Here is a 19180-nt window from a genome sequence, read left to right on the forward strand (position 1 = left end):
TGCCTAAACCGGCCTTAGGTGTTCATCGAGTCGAAGAAATCCGAATTTGTCTTTGTTTGCTTGAGCTTGGAAATCAGAAACTCGATAGCATCCGTTGTGCCCATCGGGTTCAAGATACGACGAAGCACGTAGGTTTTCTGCAGATCGACCTTATCAACAAGGAGATCTTCCTTACGAGTACCCGACTTGAGGATATCCATCGCAGGGAAGACACGCTTATCGGCGACCTTACGATCAAGAACGATTTCAGAGTTACCCGTACCCTTGAACTCTTCAAAGATAACCTCGTCCATACGCGAACCTGTATCGATCAGGGCTGTTGCAATGATGGTCAAAGAGCCACCCTCTTCGATGTTACGTGCGGCACCAAAGAAACGTTTGGGGCGCTGAAGCGCGTTGGCGTCAACGCCACCGGTAAGGACTTTACCCGAAGATGGCACCGTTGTGTTATAGGCTCTACCAAGTCTTGTTATGGAGTCCAGAAGAATTACTACATCTCGTTTATGCTCAACGAGTCGCTTCGCTTTCTCAATAACCATCTCGGCAACCGCGACGTGACGCGAAGCGGGTTCGTCGAAGGTCGAAGATACTACTTCGCCCCTCACCGAACGCTGCATGTCGGTGACTTCTTCGGGTCGTTCGTCGATCAACAGGACAATCAGATAGCACTCTGGGTGGTTCTGCTCGATCGAATGCGCAATATTCTGAAGAAGAACGGTTTTACCGGTGCGAGGCGGTGCAACGATCAATGAACGTTGACCCTTACCAATTGGGGCAACGAGGTCGATGATCCGCGCAGAACGGTCCTTGATGGTCGGATCGTCTTCGATCTCCATCTTGAGGCGTTCATCGGGATAAAGCGGAGTCAGGTTATCAAATGCAACCTTGTGGCGCGCCTTCTCGGGATCTTCAAAGTTGATCTGTTCAACGCTTACCAGCGCGAAATAACGCTCGTTATCGCCAGGTTCCTGGATCACACCGGAAACGGTATCACCTGTGCGAAGCGAAAAATGTCGGATCATATCCGGCGAGACGTAAATATCGTCAGGACCGGGAAGATAATTTGCCTCTGGGGAACGGAGGAATCCAAAACCGTCCTGAAGAACCTCGAGTACACCATCACCACCGATGACCCACTCGTCTTCGGCGCGCTCCTTGAGAATGGCGAACATCATATCGCCCTTGCGCATGGTGGACGCGTTTTCGATCTCGAGCTCTTCAGCCATCGAAAGAAGATCTTTCGGGCTCTTAGCTTTAAGGTCGGCGAGATTCAGACGGTATTTGGACACGGCAAAGTCCTTTCGCAACTCGAAGAGTTGTAGATCAGCGGTAAAAACAGTGAAGCAACCTCACCGGACGGGAGGGTCCAATTCGCATAAGCGGATTACTTAGATGAGTCAACGAAAGCTTCTCAGAACTTAACCACAACCGCGAAAACAATCAGTAGCATCAAGATTGTTGGAACTTCGTTCGCCATACGAAAAGTCTTACCAGAGCGAGTGTTGCCACCTTTGGCAAACTCTTTACGGCGCTTGGAGAGCCATCCATGCATGGCGCTCATTGCAATGACAGCGGCCGCTTTGACCCAAGACCAAGGAAGCGTCCAATCGACCACGCCCGGTGTGAATACGAGCATCAATCCGAAGACCCAAGTTGCAATCATAGCAGGGTTCATAATCAGACGAAGAAGCTTGTATTCCATCACCTTGAAGGTTTCGTCGAGCTCAGAGCCGATTTTGGCTTTCTCGGCATGATAGACGAAAAGCCGTGGTAGGTAGAACATCCCTGCCATCCATGAGATCACCGAAACAATGTGAAGCGACTTTACGTATGGATACACGGCAATCAGGAAGTCAGTCATTCTTAGGCCCTCTTTTCTTCTTACCTTTATAAAGAAAGATAAAAGAAAGATGTAGTAGTTGATTTACTGTGGATAACCCTTGTTCAAAGATTCCTCCCACTTGTTATGCACAGGCCATGAGACATAGCGCCTGCTGAACGCATCTATTAAAATTATTTATTTTCAAGTGTTTGACGAGAGACGAACAGAGTATTTTTCACAACTTAACGTCTTGACTCTCTTGGACACCAAAGTTGTTCACAAAGGTCAGTTATCCTCATCCACCGTGGATATTCATGGGACCGACAGGGCATTCTTTCGGTAAGAATTGCGCCCTGAGCGGGACGAGACTAAAACCGGTCAAGCATGCACAAACCCCTCACAGTCTGTCCTAGGTTTTATCCACATGAATATCCCTCTGATCCTCGCCTCTGGTTCTGAAATCAGGAGCACCTTGCTTAGAAACGCAGGTATCGATCACTTGGTGGAGAAAGCGCGTGTGGATGAGGAAACGGTCAAGGCGTCCCTTGTTTCAGACGGTGCGACAACTCGAGACGTGGCAGATGCGTTGGCGGAGATGAAAGCTCTCAAGGTCGCCAACAGGAATCTCGAAGCTATGGTGCTCGGGTGTGATCAGGTTCTTGATTTCAAAGGTGATGTCCTTTCGAAACCAACGACCAAAGATCAAGCGCTCGTTCAGCTAAAGGCCATGAGAGGAAAAGAGCACAAGCTTCTTTCAGCTGCAGTCATATACGATAAGGGTGAACCAGTTTGGCGGCACGTCGGTGTTGCTCGGCTGACTATGGATATGTCCTCTGACGCCTATCTCGGGGACTATGTAGAGCGGAACTGGGAAAGCATTCGCCATTCGGTCGGGGGATACAAACTCGAGGAAGAAGGCCTTCGTTTATTCACTGCGATTGAAGGTGATTATTTCACAATTCTGGGTTTGCCGATGATAGAGCTCATCGGGTATCTCAAGGTAAGAGGGGTATTGCACAGATGAGTGAAACAAAAATTCCATTGGCAGGTGTGATCGGTAACCCCATTTCACATTCCCGCTCCCCTTTGATCCATGGCCATTGGCTCAAGAAATACGGGATCAAAGGGTTTTATGTGCCGATGCACGTGGAACACGATGACCTAGAGACGGTGCTTCGTTCACTGCCCAAGTTGGGCTTTCGCGGAATAAACGTGACGATACCGCATAAAGTTTCTGTTCTTGGCATCGCAGATATAGTCACTGATCGAGCAACACTGATTGGCGCGGCCAATACGCTGACCTTTACGGCCGAAGGTAAGATCCACGCAGACAACACCGACGGTTACGGATTCATCGCTTCTCTTAAACAAGGCGCTCCAAGCTGGGATCCTAAATCAGGTCCAGCCCTGGTTTTCGGCGCGGGCGGCGCCTCCCGCGCTGTTATTTGTTCTCTTCTTGATGCGGGTGTGCCCGAAATCATTTTGACCAACCGGACACGACATAACGCAGACATGCTCAAGTCCGAGTTCGGTGCACGCGTTCGCGTTGTGGAGTGGGTCCAAGCCGGTAATGTGGTCGAGGATGCTGGCACAATCGTGAATACGACTTCCCTTGGTATGAGCGGAAAAACCGAGTTTCGGGTCCCCCTTGATGGATTGCGCTCGGATACGGTTGTCACCGATATCGTTTATGAACCGCTTGAAACCACTTTGCTCAAAACTGCAAAGGAAGCGGGGTGTGTCACCGTTGATGGATTGGGCATGCTGCTGCATCAGGCTGCACCAGGATTTGAGCGCTGGTTCGGCAAAATGCCAGAGGTCGATGACGAAACACGGCGTGTCGCCCTCTCATGACTTGGCTGCTCGGGCTGACCGGATCAATTGGAATGGGCAAGTCGACCACTGCCCAAATATTCCGTGATCAGGGTATTCCTGTTTGGGATGCGGATGACTGCGTCCATAAACTCTATGCCTTAGGGGGCGCTGCGGTTGCTCCGATTGGCGAGTTGATACCCGACGCGATCGTCAATGGATCGGTTTCGCGAGAAGTGTTGAAAAGCAGGATTTCCAGCGATCGATCCTTGCTCGGATTGATCGAGAAAATTGTTCATCCACTCCTTGCAAAAGATCGCGAAGACTTCAAGAAAACCGTGTCAGACATTCTTGTGTTTGATATTCCGCTCCTGTTCGAAACGGGAGCCGAGGCTTGGTTAAACTCTGTTTTGGTCGTTTCAGCACCTGAGGCGCTCCAGAAGGAACGGGTTTTGTCGCGTCCTGGAATGACTCAAGAGCAGTTCGAATTCATTCTTTCACGCCAAATGTCAGATAAACAGAAACGGTCAAAGGCAGATCACATCATCGAGACACTCTCATTGGAACAAACCCGAGAAGATGTGACAAATTTGATCAAAGAGATCAGGAGCAAATTGCAAGATGCGTGAAATCGTACTCGATACCGAAACAACCGGTTTTGAACCCGAAAGTGGTGACCGTCTGGTCGAGATCGGTTGCCTTGAGCTTCTGAACCATATGCCGACAGGAAAAACGTTCCACGTTTATATTAATCCGGAACGTTCGATGCCTGCGGACGCCTTTAAAGTGCACGGCATCGGGCCTGATCTTCTCGAACCGCCTCAAAAGCCTGAAAAAGGTCAGGTTACATTGAGAGACAAAAAGGTATTCAAGGCGCACGCACAGGATTTTCTGGACTTCATAGGTGAGTCCAAACTGGTCATCCACAATGCTGCTTTCGATATGAAGTTCTTGAACGCAGAGTTGGGTTGGCTCGGGCTGCCCAAGATCAGTAATGACCGCGCAATTGATACGCTTGCCATCGCAAGACGCAAGTTTCCAGGATCTCCTGCCTCACTCGATGCCCTGTGTCGTCGATTTGGAATTGATAACTCCTCGCGAACTTTGCACGGCGCTTTGCTCGACAGTGAAATCCTCGCAGAAGTTTATCTTGAACTGATCGGAGGTCGGCAGCCGGATCTTGTCCTTGCGGGTCCGTCAAAGGTCAAGAAAGAGACCGTCGATATTCAGGAAGATTGGCGACCAATGCCGCGCGGAACACGGCTCGCGTCGCGCATTACCCAAGAAGAAGCCGCCGCGCATCAAGCCTTTGTAGACAAGATGGGCGACGGCTCAATCTGGAAAAAGCTTGGTTAGTTGATCTGAGCTTTCTGAGCTTCGGCGCGGCGCGCAAGCTCGTTGCGATAGATCGACAGGAAGTCGATGTTCTCGAGGTTCAGTGGCGGGAAGCCGCCATCACGAGAAACATCGCTGACAATGCGGCGGATGAACGGGAAGGTCATACGCGGGCACTCGATCAACAGGTAAGGGTGAAGTTGTTCCTCGGGAACGCCTTCGATGTGGAACACACCGGCGTATTCGACTTCGAGAATAAAGAGCGGCTCTTTGTTCTCTTTGCTGTTGGCAGAAACGTTCAGCTTAGTGATGACTTCATAGGTGTTTTCGGCGCGCTTACGGGCATCGAGGTTCACTTTGATCGACATCTCGGGCTGACCTTCGGCATTTGCCCCCTTCTGAGCCAAGATATTCTCGAAGGAAAGGTCACGGACATATTGCGCGATGATGCGCTGTTTGATTTGCGGCTGCTGCTGTTCAGCTGCGGAGGTCTCTTCGGACATTTTTGTCTCCCTGAAAATCTGTCGCGCATGTCTACCAGCCCTGCTTGACAGGCTCAATGCAAAGTCAGTGTTTTGTCCATCCCGAAGGACTGTTCTGATCGTTCGGGCGTCGTTCAAGGTCTTCGAACTCACCTTCGATAATGGTTGTTTGCCGGAATTGGCTTGTTTGGTGCGACTCGAATGCAAAACTCTGGGTTTTCACTTTGGACCGGACCCATTTGTAAGCTGCTGCGCGGAATGGCGGGAAAAGCAGCAAGAATCCGACAAAGTCAGTGAAAAACCCCGGCGTAAGAAGAAGAGCACCAGCGAAGAGGATCATAGCTCCATTGGCCAGTGGTTCGGAAGGATCACGCATTGTTCCGAACGAATTGCGAAGGTTCGAAAGCTCTCGCGCACCTTGACTGCGCACAAGATAAGAACCCGCCACTGCCGTCAAAAGCACGATTGCAAGCGTCGGCCAGAGCCCGATAGCTCCTCCAACCTGTATGAAAAGGCCGATTTCGATGAGTGGTACGAGAATAAAAGCAAAGAGAAGCCACATTTTGTTATCCTTTCCCACCCGAGGTAGACTTGACCATGACGCTAACCTACATAAGTGCGAAGTATCCAAGTTTCTACGCCTTCGCAGAAAGAGGTAACAATGAACGCTCCGATTATCCAACTTCTGGTGCTCGCCGGGATCGCCATATTCTTGATCCTGCGGCTACGGAGCGTGTTGGGCACCCGAGAAGGGTTTGAAAAGCCGAATGTCGTGCGCGATGCAGCGCCAAAAGAACGTCGAAATTTTGAAGTGATCGAGGGGGGTCCCGATCATGACATCATCGACCACGTTCCCGATGGAAGCAGCTCTGCCCGCGCGCTTGCAGCAATGAAGCGTGTGGATCCCGATTTCAACGTCTCCGGCTTTCTACAAGGTGCGCGTGGAGCCTATGAGATGATCCTGATGGGCTTTGAAAAGGGCGATCTGGATTCGATCCGGCCTTTCATTTCCGACGATGTTTTCGACGTCTTTTCCTCGGTTGTGAAGCAACGTGAAGAACAGGGTCTTGTCGTTAAAGCCGAGTTTATCGGTATTTCGGAATTGGCAATCCATGATGCCGAATTCGACGAAGAGACCAAGGAAGGCGAAGTGAGCGTCCGTTTTGTAGGTGAGCTGAGCTATGTCGTCGAGAATGCCGAAGGCCAAGTCGTAGAAGGTAGCCAGCACGCGATCAAAAAGCAAAAAGACGTTTGGACGTTTGCGCGTGATCTAAGTTCGGAAGATCCGAATTGGTTCTTGATTGCGACGGGCGAATGATTGCACGAATCGCTAGCACATTAGCGGTTTTTTTAACTTTGGCGGCTGGTGCCATGGCCAAGACAAAACATACCTTGCTCGATTTCTCGGAGCTAAGCGGCTGGGTGGATGATGACCATTCGGCCGCTTTGGCCGTTTTCTCCGAGACCTGCGAGGATATTGGCGATCCTGATTGGAAAGCGCTTTGTCCCATCGCCAAAACAGCAACCAATGCGCGTGATTTCTTCGAGCGATTTTTTGTGCCTGTTCTGATCGAAGATGGCGCACCTATGGTCTTTACCGGTTATTTCGAGCCCGAGCTTGAAGGAAGCGCAGTCCCTACTTCGCGCTTCCGTTTCCCGATCTATTCAAAGCCGCCTGAAGTTTCGGGTGCCCCATGGCTGACAAGGCGTCAAATCGAAGAAGGTCGAGCGCTCGAAGGTCGCGGCCTCGAGATTGCTTGGCTCGATGATCCTGTCGATGTCTTTTTCCTTCAGGTTCAGGGTTCGGGACGTATACGTCTTCAAGATGGGCGTTCGATCCGTGTAGGCTTTGGTGGTAAGAATGGGCACGAGTATTCCTCGATCGGCCGCGAGCTTGTGCGGCGCGGCGTTTACACCGAACATCAGGTGTCTGCCCAAGTCATTCGCAACTGGGTGAAAAACAATCCGGTCGATGGCCGGGAGTTGCTCTGGGTTAACGACAGTTTTGTCTTTTTCCGCGAAGTCAGCGAGGTTCCTTCAGACAAAGGCCCCCTTGGAGCGATGAACCGTTCGATCACCGCGATGCGAAGCATAGCCGTCGATCCGGAGTTCACTACATTGGGCGCACCTGTGTGGATCGAAAAACAAGGCTCGGACCCGATCAACAGATTGATGATCGCTCAGGACACCGGTTCTGCGATCAAGGGTGCACAGCGAGCAGACATATTTGTAGGAACTGGCGCGAAAGCGGGTCGAGAAGCCGGAAGGTTGAACGATCCGGGCCGTATGATTGTCTTGATGCCGATCCAGCGTGCCTATGCCTTATTGCCGGAAACCGTGTTGTGAGACGAAAGCGCCATCTCAGCAAAGAAGAGCGAGAGCTTTGGAGCCTTGTCGCAGGACGAACGATACCGCTCGAGAAAAAGGTTGCGCCTGTTCTTGACCATGGTCCGACACCTGTTGCCAAGACCCCTGCCCCTACCCTTCCGCGCCAGCGACCGATTTCGCAATTTCGTATCGGTGCAAAGGCCAAGACTTCGGTCAAGCATGATCTTGCTCCAAGTATCGGCGATGCCTTGACCTCGGCTCCGGTCCAGATGGATCATAAAGCTTTCGGCAAGATGAAGCGCGGAAAACTGCTCCCCGAGGCCAAGCTCGATTTGCATGGACTGACCCTTGGTGAAGCCCATCCCGAACTTGTGGCTTTCGTGCTTGGTGCACATTCAGAAGGCAAGCGTCTGGTTCTGGTGATAACGGGTAAGGGCAAAGATCGGGACGACGGTGGCCCGATCCCGACCCGATTTGGAATCCTGCGCCATCAAGTGCCGCAATGGCTCCGTCTTCCGCCACTTTCATCAGCGGTTCTTCAAGTCACGCCTGCCCACCTTCGGCATGGAGGCGAAGGGGCTTACTATGTTTACCTGCGGCGTGGACGTTAAAAGCGAACCGCTTGCGCCAAACCTATAGAACGTAGCGGCTTACATCGATTGAACGCGAAAGCGAACCGAGGCGTTGCTCGATATAGCTTCTGTCGATCTTGATTTCTTCGCCTGCCCGATCCGGAGCCGTAAATGAAAGCTCTTCGAATACCCGCTCGATAACCGTATAGAGCCGACGTGCTCCGATATTCTCGACGGATTTATTCACCTCGGCTGCAATCTCTGCAATGGCATCGATCCCGTCAGGGGTGAACTCGACCTTCACGTCTTCGGTGCCCATCAAAGCCGCGTACTGACGTGTCAGCGCGTTGTCGGTTTCGGTCAAAATACGAACGAAATCTTCTTTGGTAAGCGCTGAAAGCTCGACCCTGATCGGTAGGCGCCCTTGCAGTTCGGGCAAAAGATCCGAGGGTTTCGCCACGTGAAATGCACCCGATGCAATGAACAAGACGTGGTCGGTCTTGATCGGACCATATTTGGTGCTCACTGTGGTCCCTTCGATAAGTGGAAGAAGATCCCGCTGAACACCCTCACGGCTGACGTCTGCGCCGCGCGTTTCAGCGCGCGCACAGACTTTGTCTATTTCATCGAGAAAGACTATTCCGTTTTGCTCCACGCTTTCGATCGCCGCTTTGTTGACGGTCTCATCGTCCAAGAGCTTGTCGGCCTCTTCCGAGATCAGTACCTCATAGCTTTCCAGAACGGTCATCTTCTTTTTGACCTTCCGGCCTCCAAAGGCTTTGCCGAAGAGATCACCAATGTTCATCATGCCGGGCATTCCGCCGGGCTGGCCCGGAATTTCAAAACCCCCGAGCGGGCTTGATGTATCGGCGACCTCGAGCTCGATAATTGTATTATCAAGTTCTCCTGAACGTAGCTTTTTGCGGAAGGTTTCGCGCGTTCCATCGCGTGCCGTGGTTCCCGCAATGGCGTCGATCACTCGGTCTTCTGCGGCGCGTTGTGCGTTGGCTTTGACATCTTCGCGCATGAATTCGCGTGTCTGGAGAATCGCGGTATCGACGAGATCGCGGATGATCTGCTCGACATCGCGGCCAACATAGCCGACTTCGGTGAACTTCGTTGCTTCCACCTTGATGAAAGGCGCTCGGGCAAGTTTTGCAAGACGCCTACTGATTTCGGTCTTACCGACACCAGTGGGCCCGATCATCAGGATGTTCTTGGGGTAAACCTCATCGCGCAGATCATCGGAGAGTTGCTTGCGGCGCCAGCGGTTACGCAGCGCGACTGCAACCGCGCGCTTTGCATCATTTTGGCCGATGATAAAGCGGTCGAGTTCCGATACGATTTCACGAGGTGTGAGGTCGGTCATAATAAATGATCCTTAGGACTTCTTGATGGATTCAACGGTCAGGTTGCCGTTGGTATAGACGCAAATATCGGCTGCTATTCCCATCGCTTTGCGCGCGATTTCTTCTGCGGTTTTGTCCGAGTCCATCAGCGCACGCGCAGCGGCCAAAGCAAAGTTTCCGCCGGACCCGATTGCGGTGACATCGTGTTCGGGCTCTAGGACATCGCCTGCGCCCGTAATGACGAACAAGTCTGCGCCATCCGAGACAATCAGCATCGCTTCCAATTTTTGAAGATACTTGTCGGTGCGCCAATCCTTGGCGAGCTCGACACATGCTCGTGCAAGTTGGCCCGGAGTATTCTCGAGTTTCTTCTCAAGTCTTTCGAGGAGAGTAAAGGCATCCGCGGTGGAGCCCGCAAAGCCACAAATCACCTCGGAGCCAGCCGCACTCAGCCGCCGCACTTTCCGAGCCGTTCCCTTGATCACGGTCTGGCCCAAACTGACTTGTCCATCCCCTGCAATGACCACCTCGCCATCTTTGCGCACGCCGATGATTGTGGTGCCGTGCCAACCCGGGAATTCGTTATCGGACATTATCGCTCTCCTTAGTTGAAATGAATATGGTAGGCAGCCAATCCAGCTACAACCCCAAACGAAAAAGGGCGCCGAATTGGCGCCCGAATTCACATCTTTTATCAGAACCTTAGATGCTGGATTCAATCCAAGCCTGAAGAGCCGCTTTGGGAGCAGCACCTGCTTTATTGGCTACGACTTCGCCGCCTTTGAAAACGAAAAGTGCGGGAATACCGCGCACACCCATCTGGGCAGGCGAGTTCGGGTTTTCGTCAACATTGACTTTGACGATTTTGATTTTGCCGGCCATCTCGTCCGAGAGCTCTTCCAGAGCGGGGCCGATCATTTTGCAAGGGCCGCACCATTCTGCCCAGAAGTCTACGAGCACAGGAATATCGGACTGACGCACTTCTGCGTCGAATGTATCGTCGGTGACTGCAACGGTTGCCATTGGGTTTCTCCTTGGCGGCATATAACTTGAAAACGAAACCTAAGTAGGTCTGTCTGGATGGTCAAGTGACGCTCGCACGATCGAGAGCGACTGACACAATATCTGTGGGCAAATCCATCAATGTCGGGCCGGTTGTCCATAGGATTTGTGTTTTGATCCGATGGTTTGGATAGATGTTCTTGATCGCTGCGGCATAGGCGCCCATTTGGCGCAAAATTCCTTCTGGCGTCTGTTCGGGCACCTTTGGAAGCGTTCGGTTGGTTTTGAAGTCAACGATGGTGATAAGATCGCCTTCGATCACCAGAGCGTCGATGGCACCATGCACAGTTCTATTCCCGAGCTGGGAAAGCTTCGCTGTAAAGCCGACCTCTTTCAGCGTTTCCCGAGAAAAGAGGTGGGCGAATTCAGGCTTCTCTAGCATTTCAAGAACATCGTTCAAGTCTGACTCTATCGTATCCAAAAGCTTGGCGTCTTCATCCGAAGCAAGAATTCGGCGCCCGATTTCTTGGCGGCTCTGCGCTGGATGAAAGGGCAGATGTTCAAGTAGTTTGTGGATGACCCTGCCCCTAGCTTTGGCGAGGTCTTGGTCACCCTCGACAGCCTCGCCGAACAGTGATTTCTCGCCACCAAGATCGGAAGGAGAAAGCACTTTGTCGGATTTGGTAAAGGGCTGCGCGGTCTCAAAGGTCAATTTCGATAGTGGCTTCGAGACTTGGTTATCGGTGGCGCGAAGGTCTAGACCCAACCAATCGTTGGTTTCGAGTCTCAGAACTCCGCCATCAATCTCTTTTGCGCCCGATGATTTCATCCCGTCGTGGACAAGATTGTACCAGCTGTCGCTTTCCTCTTTTCCAACGTCACCCGCAGCGGCAACGATCAGCCATTTTTCGGCGCGCGTCATCGCAACATACAGGAGCCTGCGTTTTTCTTCGTCCTGTGCATCAAGATAGGCCTCATAGGCGCTCTCGGTGATCTTTGGTTTTGTGTTTGCGTTCATCTTCCACATAAGCGCGTCGTTCGAACCGATCAGAGTGGCTTTGATGTCCCGATTGGATTTCGTGGTATCGGGCAGGATAACTATAGGCGCCTCAAGGCCCTTGGAACCGTGGACCGTCATTACCCGAATACGGTTCTCGGCCGAGTCCATCTGTCGTTTAACCTCGACGTCCGAACTATCGAACCAGCTCAGAAAACCGGTAAGATTGGGGACGTTGCTGCGCTCATAGGACAGCGATTGGGCAAGAAGTGCGTCAATGGAATCTTCGACTTCCTCTCCTAAACGGGCAACGAGTTTTCTACGCCCCTCGTGCTTGATCAGGGTCCGCGAAATGAGATCGAATGGACGCAGGAAGTCAGCCCAGCGCATTAGATCGTCAATGATTTGGAATGTATCCGAGAACCTTTCGCGATTGGCTCTGACGGCTTCCCAAAGTGTTTGCCCGTTGGGGCGGCCTTGTGCGACCGAATATAGATCCCGTTCGCTCCACCCGAATAGAGGAGATTTGAGAGCACTTGCGAGCGAAAGATTATCTTCGGGCAGCGCAAGGAAGCGTAGCAATGCGATGATGTCCTTTACTGCGAGTTCCTCGCCGATTTTGAGACGGTCAGCGCCGGCAACCTCAAGCTTTTGCTTTTTGAGTTCCCGAATGATCTCGGAAAAGAGACGCTTGCGGCTTTGAACGAGGATAAGAAAATCGCCCTCTCGAATTGGCCTACGGTAGAATTCGCCCGTATTGTTGATTTCCTCGGGAATGGTCTCGGTGTCGATCATCTTGCGCACAGAGCTGGCAATCTTTTTCGCCAGGCTCACGGTGTGACTCTCTTGGCTTATTGAATCGACGGGTTCGAACCATTTGCGCTCGTTTTCCGATTTGGTCGCTTCGATCACCGGCCAAAGATCAACACGGCCCGGCATCTCGTGTTTGAACGCTCGGTGTTTGACGTTTTTTTCAAGCCCTTTTGATCGCTCGTCTTTGAAGGTTGTATCGACCAGCGAAAGGATCGCGCTTGAAGAGCGGAACGAATATTCCAACGCAAGGGGATTAAGCCGTTTGCCGACATTGCCGAGTTCTTCACCAAAGTGTTCGCGCATTCGGTCAAAGCCTTCGGGGTCGGCTCCTTGGAAAGAGTAGATGGATTGTTTTTTGTCTCCTACGACAAAGATCGTGCGATCTCGGTTCGGTGAAGCCCCCTCGCCGCTGGCAAATTCTTGGGTCAGAGCACGAATGACTTCCCATTGCGCCGGGCTGGTATCTTGGGCTTCATCGACGAGAATATGGTCGATCCCTCCGTCAAGCTTGAAAAGCACCCATTGGGCCACCGCCTGTTGGGTCAAAAGCTCGCGCGTTTTCTCGATCTCGTCGTCAAAATCCAGAGCACCAAGCAACTGTTTCCTGCGTTCGTAAGCCGGCAGAAACACGGCCGCGAAAGCATAAAGCGCCTTGGTCCGCTCAAACGCCTGTATTCGCTTTACGATCTCAAAGGCCTCGGCGGTTCGATCCATCCATGCATGCATATCGTCGAGCACTTCGGCCAGCTGTTCTCGGATCTTAACCCAACCTTTTTGGGGGAATGTTTCAGATTTTGAGGTCCCGTCCTCTCTGCAAAAGATCGACACAAGCGCTTCGAAATCACTGGCACTGCGTCGATCATGATCGATCCCGACGAGCTTTTCGCCGAATTTCTTCATCGTGTCGCTCAGGTTCGCAGCGATGATCGTATCATTAATCTGCTTGGCAAGATCCGATTCTCCGCCGATCCAAGCAGGTGCGCGCGCATGCTCGGGTGCCATGTTGGAAGGTAGATCGAACATTGCCCGCAATTGGTCATCCGTTTTGGGAGACCTGAAAGTCGACTTCTTCGAACAAACTTCCGAAAGGAATTTTGCGATACCTTCATCGCTCAAATATCGAGCGATCCCATCGACTACGCCGCTTTGGGCGCCCTCTGAAATCTCGTCCAGAACTTCCATACGAAGGATCTGGGTATCCTTGTCTTCGAGAACCGTAAACTGCGGACTGACTTGGGCTTCGAGAGGGAAACGTCTAAGGATGCTCGAGCAGAATGAGTGGATCGTCTGGATTTTGAGACCGCCCGGTGTTTCGATCGCTCTTGCGAAGAGAGTGCGCGCTTTGCCAAGTGTTTCGGTCTCGATATCGGTGTTGGTACCAAGCTGCGCCAAGTCTTTGGCGAGATTGTCGTTGGACATCATCGACCATTTGCCGAGCCGCTTGAAAAGCCGGTTCTGCATCTCGCTCGCTGCGGCTTTCGTATAGGTCAGACACAGAATGTTCTCGGGATCAACGCCATCCAGCAAAAGCCGCGCAACGCGGTCAGTCAGAACGCGTGTTTTACCCGAGCCGGCATTCGCAGAAAGCCAGGTCGAAGCTTTCGGGTCCGCTGCCTCGATTTGACGAAGGGTCGCGTCGTTAAGGGTCATTCCATGTCCTCCGGCGCAATCTCGTTTGTTTGGTCCCATTCCCCAAATCGGGCGAGGTGATCGTAATAGCCTGCTTCTGACTCGGTAAATGGTGCAAGTCGGGCCGTATATCCGCGCTCGAATGTCATCCAAGCATTGATCAGTTGACCGAACTCATCCCACACTTGATCTGCGGGATGTTTTTCCAAGGGCGCATTTCGTTCGACCGGATTGCTCCCCAAACCGATGTAAGTTGCAGCCTTTGCGGGTTTTGCCCCGACCTCTTCGAACGCGCCGCGTTCAACCATTGCTGCTTCGAGCAAAAGCTGTTTGTCGAAATGGATTTGTTGTTTTTCCGATGGAACCGTTCCCGATTTATAGTCGTAGATCAGGACTGCTCCGTCTTCGGTCTCATCAATGCGATCCGCGGTTCCTTTGATCATGAAATCAAGGTTATCGAGTTTCAGAAATCCTTTTGTCTCGAAATATTTGGGTGTTCCCAGTGCGCGCCTTTGTTTTTCACCTTCGATGAACCAAGACGCGACACGCGCAATCCTCGCCCGCCACATCCTCCGAATTGTGGGCCATGGGCACTCCGTCTCAAGCGCTGCATCTGTAATTGCGAGCAACGTTTCGAGCGCTGTCGGGTCGTGCGGTTCAACACCAGATTTGATGAATTGTTCGAGGATTGAATGGATGACAATCCCGCGTGTGGGCGCGTCGGCGGTTTGAACCAATGGATCGAGCGCGCGAAGGCCCAGAACCTTGTCCGCGTAGATCGCGTAGGGATCACGGATTAGGGTTTTGACTTGGGTAACAGAAAGCTCTTTTGGGCGCGCGGCTAACGGAGGGCGAGGCGAGGGGCGTTGATAAGGGGGGACGCGCTCTTCTACGGTTTCGTTGGCTGCAACATATCCCAAAATTTCGCGCCCTTTGCGCTGCATTTCCTGGAGCGCGACATCACCGCCTTGTTCAGGGAGGCCGCTCAGCAGGTTCACAAGCCTGTTAAGCCAACGGGATGGGACTGTTTCTGCTTCATCCGATCTGATCGAACGCGAGATCCAGACCTCTTTTCCTGATACAGCTTGTTCGTAGTCATGCGCAGCAAGACCGATGCGCCTTTCGGGCAATAATAGACCCGCATCGCGGCGCATTTTTCTGTTGAGCCAAGGGTCGGGTGCAGAGGTTTCGGGCCAGGTTCCATCGTTCATGCTCCCCAGAATGATCAGGTCTGCGGATTGCACGCGTGCCTCGAGTGTGCCTAAAAACTGGATCATCGGGTGGACCGTGTCGGGATTTCGGACTTCACCCTTGGAGAGAATTGCACCGAATAGCGACAAGTAATTCCGAGCGGATAGAATTCCGCCGGCGTCCGCATGGTCTTCGAGTTCGGTGACGACCTGAAGCGCCTTACGCCCCGCTGCCTCGTCCCAAAGTGCGCCACTTGGTGTAGCGCTCTTTGGTCCCGCTGCCCAAAGTTCTGCTTTTGCGCGGTGAAAGGCGACGAGTTCTGTCAGATGCGCTTCGACTAACTGCTCGCTGTCTCGCATACATTCTGCAAGCCATTCTCCCCAATCCCGCAGCCCCTCGTCCCGTTCTGCTTCTTTGCCATTTGACCAGGCGATTATCGTCTCGGGGCTTGGGAACGCAGGGCCGTGACGACGGATATGAAGCTCAAGTCGGCGCGTGCGCAAAAGATGTTCGCGCCGATCCTCTCGCTTGCTGTGTGTGAGCGGATGCTTGAGGAGCGCCAATAGGTCCTCGGACGTCAGCTTCGCCCCGATCAATTCACCGACTTGCCGCAAGAATCGACCGGGAGGCGTAAGAGCAAGGGGCTGGCCAGCACTATCATCGGCTTCGATGTTCCATCTGACCAAAGCCGCGGAAACCTGACGCGTGAGGTTTCGATCAGGCGTGATTAGAGCCGCTTTCTTCCCGTCATCCATTGCCTTGCGCAGAACGAGCGCAATGGCCTCTGCTTCGATCCGTGGGGAAGGCGCTTCGATCAACGCCACATCTTTCATCGCATGCACAAGATCGCCAAGCGTATGTCCTTCGCTCAGCCATTGGTCGGTAACCGGTGCAGGTCTAAGAGAAAGCGAGATGACTTTATTGCGCTCCGGTGAAGGGCAGGGATGGTTGCTCCATGTTGGGACATCGCCTTTGGTCAGCCCTGCTCTTTCGACAACAATCTTATGCCGGAACTGTGGGTGATCTTCTCCGCCCGTATCGCGGTCCATACTGTCCCAAACCGACGAGGGCATTTCAAAATCAAAACCGGGAAGGATCACTGCGCCCTGAGGTAGCTTTGAAACTGCCTCCATCAAGAGCGCGGTCGTGCCCCGCGAACCTGTCGAGCCTGCAACTATTACAGGGTGGGTCGGAGCTTCGCTCGCCCAAGACTTCAGTAGACGCTGGACGACAAGCCGTTGTCTTGCCTCCTTATCAGGATGCGAGTCCGCGATTTTGTAAAAACCACTGATGATGTTGATAAACTTGAGAGCTCGGGCCCAATGTCCGCTTTGGTCTGTGACATCCAGCGCATTGACGCGCTCGGGATCGACACCCTCGCCGTGCATTTCGTCCATGAGACCCGCAAGGCTATCGGATAAATCGTAAAGCGATGACTGAGGCGCGAGATCGGGTTCAGTTTCAAGGAGCTTGGCAACAAAGTTTGTCAGCTCCAACCTGCGTCGCAACGGAGCGATTGCGGGGGGGATATCGGATGCAACAGGCTCATCCGCAAGATCCGTGACGAGTCTCAGTCGTGGAAGCAGCAGGTTCCCGCGTTCGTCGAACACCTCTTGGATCCTGCGCACCATGCGTTGCGTGTTCAAGAACACTTCGGTGCGGGCAAGAAGGAACGGATCGTCACCCTTGGTTCGTTCGATCAGCCCGTCTACCAGCGCTGTCGCAAAGTCCACGCCCGGTGCCAAGCCGAAAATGCGCGGCGTCTTACTCGGTTCAAACATCAGTTGCTTCTTTTAACATGTTTTCTGCAATCGCGATGGAGTCGGGCTTTCCGACATCACACCAAAGTCCGTCATAGACCAGTCCGAAAAGCCGCCCCTTCTGGGCGAGCCGATCCCAATAAAGGTTCGTAGAAAACACCGAGTCTTCAAAGTCCGAAAGTCCCGAAGGATCGATTATTTGACAGCCAGTATAGACAAATCCGTTCCCGCGCCGAATTTCACCGTTCCCGCCAAGTTCAAAGTCACCTTTGCCCGAATATCCGCGGGCTTTAGACGTAGGAACAAGGAGTAGCAGCGCATCCATCTTGGAGTGCTCCCAATGTTTATCGAGCTTTTGAAAGGGATTTTCTCCTTTCCAGACTGCATCTGTGTTCATTGTGAAAAGCGGAGCGACCCCTAAGATTGCTGTAGCTGCCTTCAGTCCGCCACCGGTTTCCAAAAGTTTTTCTCTTTCGTCAAAAATCACAAAGTTCCGCGTCGCAGGATGTTCTTTGATCTGATCTGCAAGGTAATGGATATTCGTCGCGAACTTCGTGATCCCAGCCGCTCTTGCTGGATCTATTGCATGCTCCAATAGGGTTTTGCCCGCGAGTTCGATCAACGGCTTCGGGCGATCTTCGGTAAGGGGTCTCATTCGGGTCCCCAATCCAGCCGCGTAAAAGAAAGCTGTTTCAATCATATTGTTTGATTTCTTGCTCCAAATGCCTTGCAAGCTCGGCGAGGTGCGGGTGTTTTAAATCTTCTTTGAGATAAGCAACCATACGCGGGATAAAGGGCCGATACTTTGTTTTTCCGTCCCGAACTTCCAACCGCTTGAATATTCCAAGAATTCGAAGCGCACGTTGGACCGAAATTGTGGCAAAAGCCTTTTCGAAGTCATTCGGATTCATTTGCGATGCATTCAGGAATTCTGACTTCGCCGCGCGAATGGTCGAAGGTTTCACATCACGCCTCGCATCTCGCAAAAGAGAGACTAGATCATAGAGGGGATGGGTCAGAACGGCGTCCTGAAAGTCAAGCAGTCCGATCCGATCGAGGCCCGCTTTCTCGGGTCGCCAGATGATGTTCTCTGCGTGTAGATCACGAAGCGATAGGACGCGCGGATATGGTTCAAGGGTGTGCCACGCCTCCTCCAAGGACTCTAAAGCGCCTTGGCCAAGACCAGGCGCGCACCATTCGGTGAAAAGTTCAGCGAGAGTCCGCGCTTTCTTTGCGTCTAGCAAAGGCAAGTCCCATGTCGGTGAAATCGTCTGAATTCGCGCAATCGCTTGGACAGTCCAGAGGTAAATTTTCTCCTCATCTTGCGGGAAAAGCCCAATGTGATCTGCCGCATGCATCTGACCCAAATCTTCGAGCAGCAATAGGCCGCCTTTCCGCGCCAGAACTTTCGGAGCGGATAAACCATTGCCCACAAGTAGTTCCGACATTTTGACGAAGGATTCGACTGATGCGTCAGGCTCCGAGACCATGGCGATCAAAGTCGACGAACCATCTCTGAGACGCAAATAATGCCGGCTTGACGCGTCTTGTGGCAATCGTTCGCGAGCCCAATCACCAACACCCGTCTGATCCAAGAAATCATCGATCTGCTCGAGATCACTCAATCACGTTCTCCAGACGATTCAACCATGTAGAGGAGCCAAAGGCCACGACTTTGTGCTCGGTTTCACCTGCGGTGAAGTGCAGGCGAAGCGCAGTTTCGGGGCAAAGATCGCCAAGCCTATCCGGCCATTCGATCAGGCAAATCGCCTCTTCGAAGGCTTCGTCGAGCCCAAGTTCGATGGCCTCGTCCGGTGAGGTCAGACGATAGAGGTCACAGTGCCAGATTTCCCCAATTTTTGTGCTATAGGATTGAACAATGGTAAATGTCGGAGACGGAACGTCTTCGGGATAGCCAAGAAGATGCAGGATGGCTGCTCTTGCAAAGAACGTCTTGCCTGCTCCGATATCCCCTTCGAGCAAGACGACGTCACCAACGCCGAGGAGATCGGCAATTTTCTGGGCAAAAGATCTGCTCTCGTCTTCTGTCCTAAGACGGCGGGAAAAAAGGGCGTGTTCCATGAGGTG

General features: G+C 52.6%; 19 protein-coding genes. 7 read left to right on the plus strand and 12 right to left on the minus strand.

Annotation, left to right across the window (positions count from 1 at the left end; all coding sequences use genetic code 11):
• Positions 1-14 precede the first annotated feature (14 nt).
• Complete coding sequence (gene rho, locus QQG91_RS14165) at positions 15-1289, minus strand: transcription termination factor Rho (RefSeq protein WP_285770866.1); 1275 nt, start codon at positions 1287-1289, stop codon at positions 15-17.
• A gap of 122 nt (positions 1290-1411) precedes the next feature.
• Entirely contained in the window at positions 1412-1861 is a 450-nt protein-coding gene (gene hemJ, locus QQG91_RS14170; protein ID WP_285770867.1) for a protoporphyrinogen oxidase HemJ, read from the minus strand.
• Between the two features lie 385 nt (positions 1862-2246).
• Here hemJ and QQG91_RS14175 point away from each other — a divergent pair, with 385 nt between their 5' ends.
• The 4 genes from QQG91_RS14175 to dnaQ are packed head-to-tail and all read left to right on the plus strand — an operon-like array spanning position 2247 to position 4990.
• The gene (locus QQG91_RS14175; RefSeq protein ID WP_285770868.1) at positions 2247-2846 is read left to right on the plus strand and encodes a Maf family protein; all 600 of its coding nucleotides are present in this window, start codon (positions 2247-2249) and stop codon (positions 2844-2846) included.
• Positions 2843-3676 (plus strand): shikimate dehydrogenase, encoded by an 834-nt coding sequence (locus QQG91_RS14180; protein ID WP_285770869.1) that lies wholly within the window; start codon positions 2843-2845, stop codon positions 3674-3676. Before QQG91_RS14175 ends, QQG91_RS14180 begins: the two co-directional genes overlap by 4 nt.
• Positions 3673-4263 carry a dephospho-CoA kinase gene (gene coaE / locus QQG91_RS14185; protein ID WP_285770870.1) on the plus strand — a complete coding sequence of 197 codons (591 nt, stop codon included), beginning with the start codon at positions 3673-3675 and terminating at the stop codon, positions 4261-4263. Before QQG91_RS14180 ends, coaE begins: the two co-directional genes overlap by 4 nt.
• Positions 4256-4990: a DNA polymerase III subunit epsilon gene (gene dnaQ, locus QQG91_RS14190; protein ID WP_285770871.1), complete on the plus strand. Its 735-nt coding sequence runs from the start codon at positions 4256-4258 to the stop codon at positions 4988-4990. The genes coaE and dnaQ overlap by 8 nt, the downstream gene beginning before the upstream one ends.
• On the opposite strand, the gene secB is transcribed toward dnaQ, so the two are convergent.
• Both secB and QQG91_RS14200 read right to left on the minus strand, forming a co-directional pair.
• The gene (gene secB / locus QQG91_RS14195) at positions 4987-5472 is read right to left on the minus strand and encodes a protein-export chaperone SecB (protein ID WP_285770872.1); all 486 of its coding nucleotides are present in this window, start codon (positions 5470-5472) and stop codon (positions 4987-4989) included. The two genes, dnaQ and secB, sit on opposite strands and share 4 nt — an antisense overlap.
• A 64-nt stretch (positions 5473-5536) precedes the next feature.
• Positions 5537-6013 (minus strand): FxsA family protein, encoded by a 477-nt coding sequence (locus tag QQG91_RS14200; RefSeq protein ID WP_285770873.1) that lies wholly within the window; start codon positions 6011-6013, stop codon positions 5537-5539.
• 99 nt (positions 6014-6112) lie between these two features.
• Here QQG91_RS14200 and QQG91_RS14205 point away from each other — a divergent pair, with 99 nt between their 5' ends.
• From QQG91_RS14205 to QQG91_RS14215, 3 genes are read left to right on the plus strand one after another with little or no spacing between them, the layout of a single operon-like run.
• Complete coding sequence (locus QQG91_RS14205; RefSeq protein ID WP_285770874.1) at positions 6113-6769, plus strand: Tim44/TimA family putative adaptor protein; 657 nt, start codon at positions 6113-6115, stop codon at positions 6767-6769.
• Complete coding sequence (gene mltA, locus QQG91_RS14210) at positions 6766-7797, plus strand: murein transglycosylase A (RefSeq protein ID WP_502881580.1); 1032 nt, start codon at positions 6766-6768, stop codon at positions 7795-7797. Before QQG91_RS14205 ends, mltA begins: the two co-directional genes overlap by 4 nt.
• Positions 7794-8390 carry a Smr/MutS family protein gene (locus QQG91_RS14215; protein ID WP_285770876.1) on the plus strand — a complete coding sequence of 199 codons (597 nt, stop codon included), beginning with the start codon at positions 7794-7796 and terminating at the stop codon, positions 8388-8390. Before mltA ends, QQG91_RS14215 begins: the two co-directional genes overlap by 4 nt.
• 22 nt (positions 8391-8412) lie before the next feature.
• Here QQG91_RS14215 and hslU read toward each other — a convergent pair whose 3' ends face one another.
• From hslU to tsaE, 8 genes are all read right to left on the minus strand, one after another.
• A complete protein-coding gene (hslU, locus tag QQG91_RS14220; protein ID WP_285770877.1) occupies positions 8413-9720 on the minus strand; it encodes an ATP-dependent protease ATPase subunit HslU in 1308 nt (435 codons plus the stop codon).
• A 12-nt stretch (positions 9721-9732) separates the two neighbouring features.
• Complete coding sequence (gene hslV / locus QQG91_RS14225; protein WP_285770878.1) at positions 9733-10293, minus strand: ATP-dependent protease subunit HslV; 561 nt, start codon at positions 10291-10293, stop codon at positions 9733-9735.
• A gap of 109 nt (positions 10294-10402) precedes the next feature.
• Complete coding sequence (gene trxA / locus QQG91_RS14230; RefSeq protein WP_285770879.1) at positions 10403-10723, minus strand: thioredoxin; 321 nt, start codon at positions 10721-10723, stop codon at positions 10403-10405.
• A 61-nt stretch (positions 10724-10784) separates the two neighbouring features.
• Positions 10785-14162 (minus strand): double-strand break repair helicase AddA, encoded by a 3378-nt coding sequence (addA, locus tag QQG91_RS14235; RefSeq protein ID WP_285770880.1) that lies wholly within the window; start codon positions 14160-14162, stop codon positions 10785-10787.
• Positions 14159-17113 carry a double-strand break repair protein AddB gene (addB, locus tag QQG91_RS14240; RefSeq protein ID WP_285770881.1) on the minus strand — a complete coding sequence of 985 codons (2955 nt, stop codon included), beginning with the start codon at positions 17111-17113 and terminating at the stop codon, positions 14159-14161. Before addB ends, addA begins: the two co-directional genes overlap by 4 nt.
• Positions 17106-17792, minus strand: coding sequence for a nucleotidyltransferase family protein (locus tag QQG91_RS14245; protein ID WP_285770882.1), 687 nt, complete (start codon positions 17790-17792; stop codon positions 17106-17108). The genes addB and QQG91_RS14245 overlap by 8 nt, the downstream gene beginning before the upstream one ends.
• Positions 17785-18717 carry an aminoglycoside phosphotransferase family protein gene (locus QQG91_RS14250; RefSeq protein WP_285770883.1) on the minus strand — a complete coding sequence of 311 codons (933 nt, stop codon included), beginning with the start codon at positions 18715-18717 and terminating at the stop codon, positions 17785-17787. Before QQG91_RS14250 ends, QQG91_RS14245 begins: the two co-directional genes overlap by 8 nt.
• Positions 18710-19174, minus strand: coding sequence for a tRNA (adenosine(37)-N6)-threonylcarbamoyltransferase complex ATPase subunit type 1 TsaE (tsaE, locus tag QQG91_RS14255; RefSeq protein ID WP_285770884.1), 465 nt, complete (start codon positions 19172-19174; stop codon positions 18710-18712). Before tsaE ends, QQG91_RS14250 begins: the two co-directional genes overlap by 8 nt.
• Positions 19175-19180: the final 6 nt, after the last annotated feature.

Origin of the sequence: Marivivens sp. LCG002, assembly GCF_030264275.1 — a bacterium.
Lineage (GTDB): Bacteria > Pseudomonadota > Alphaproteobacteria > Rhodobacterales > Rhodobacteraceae > Marivivens.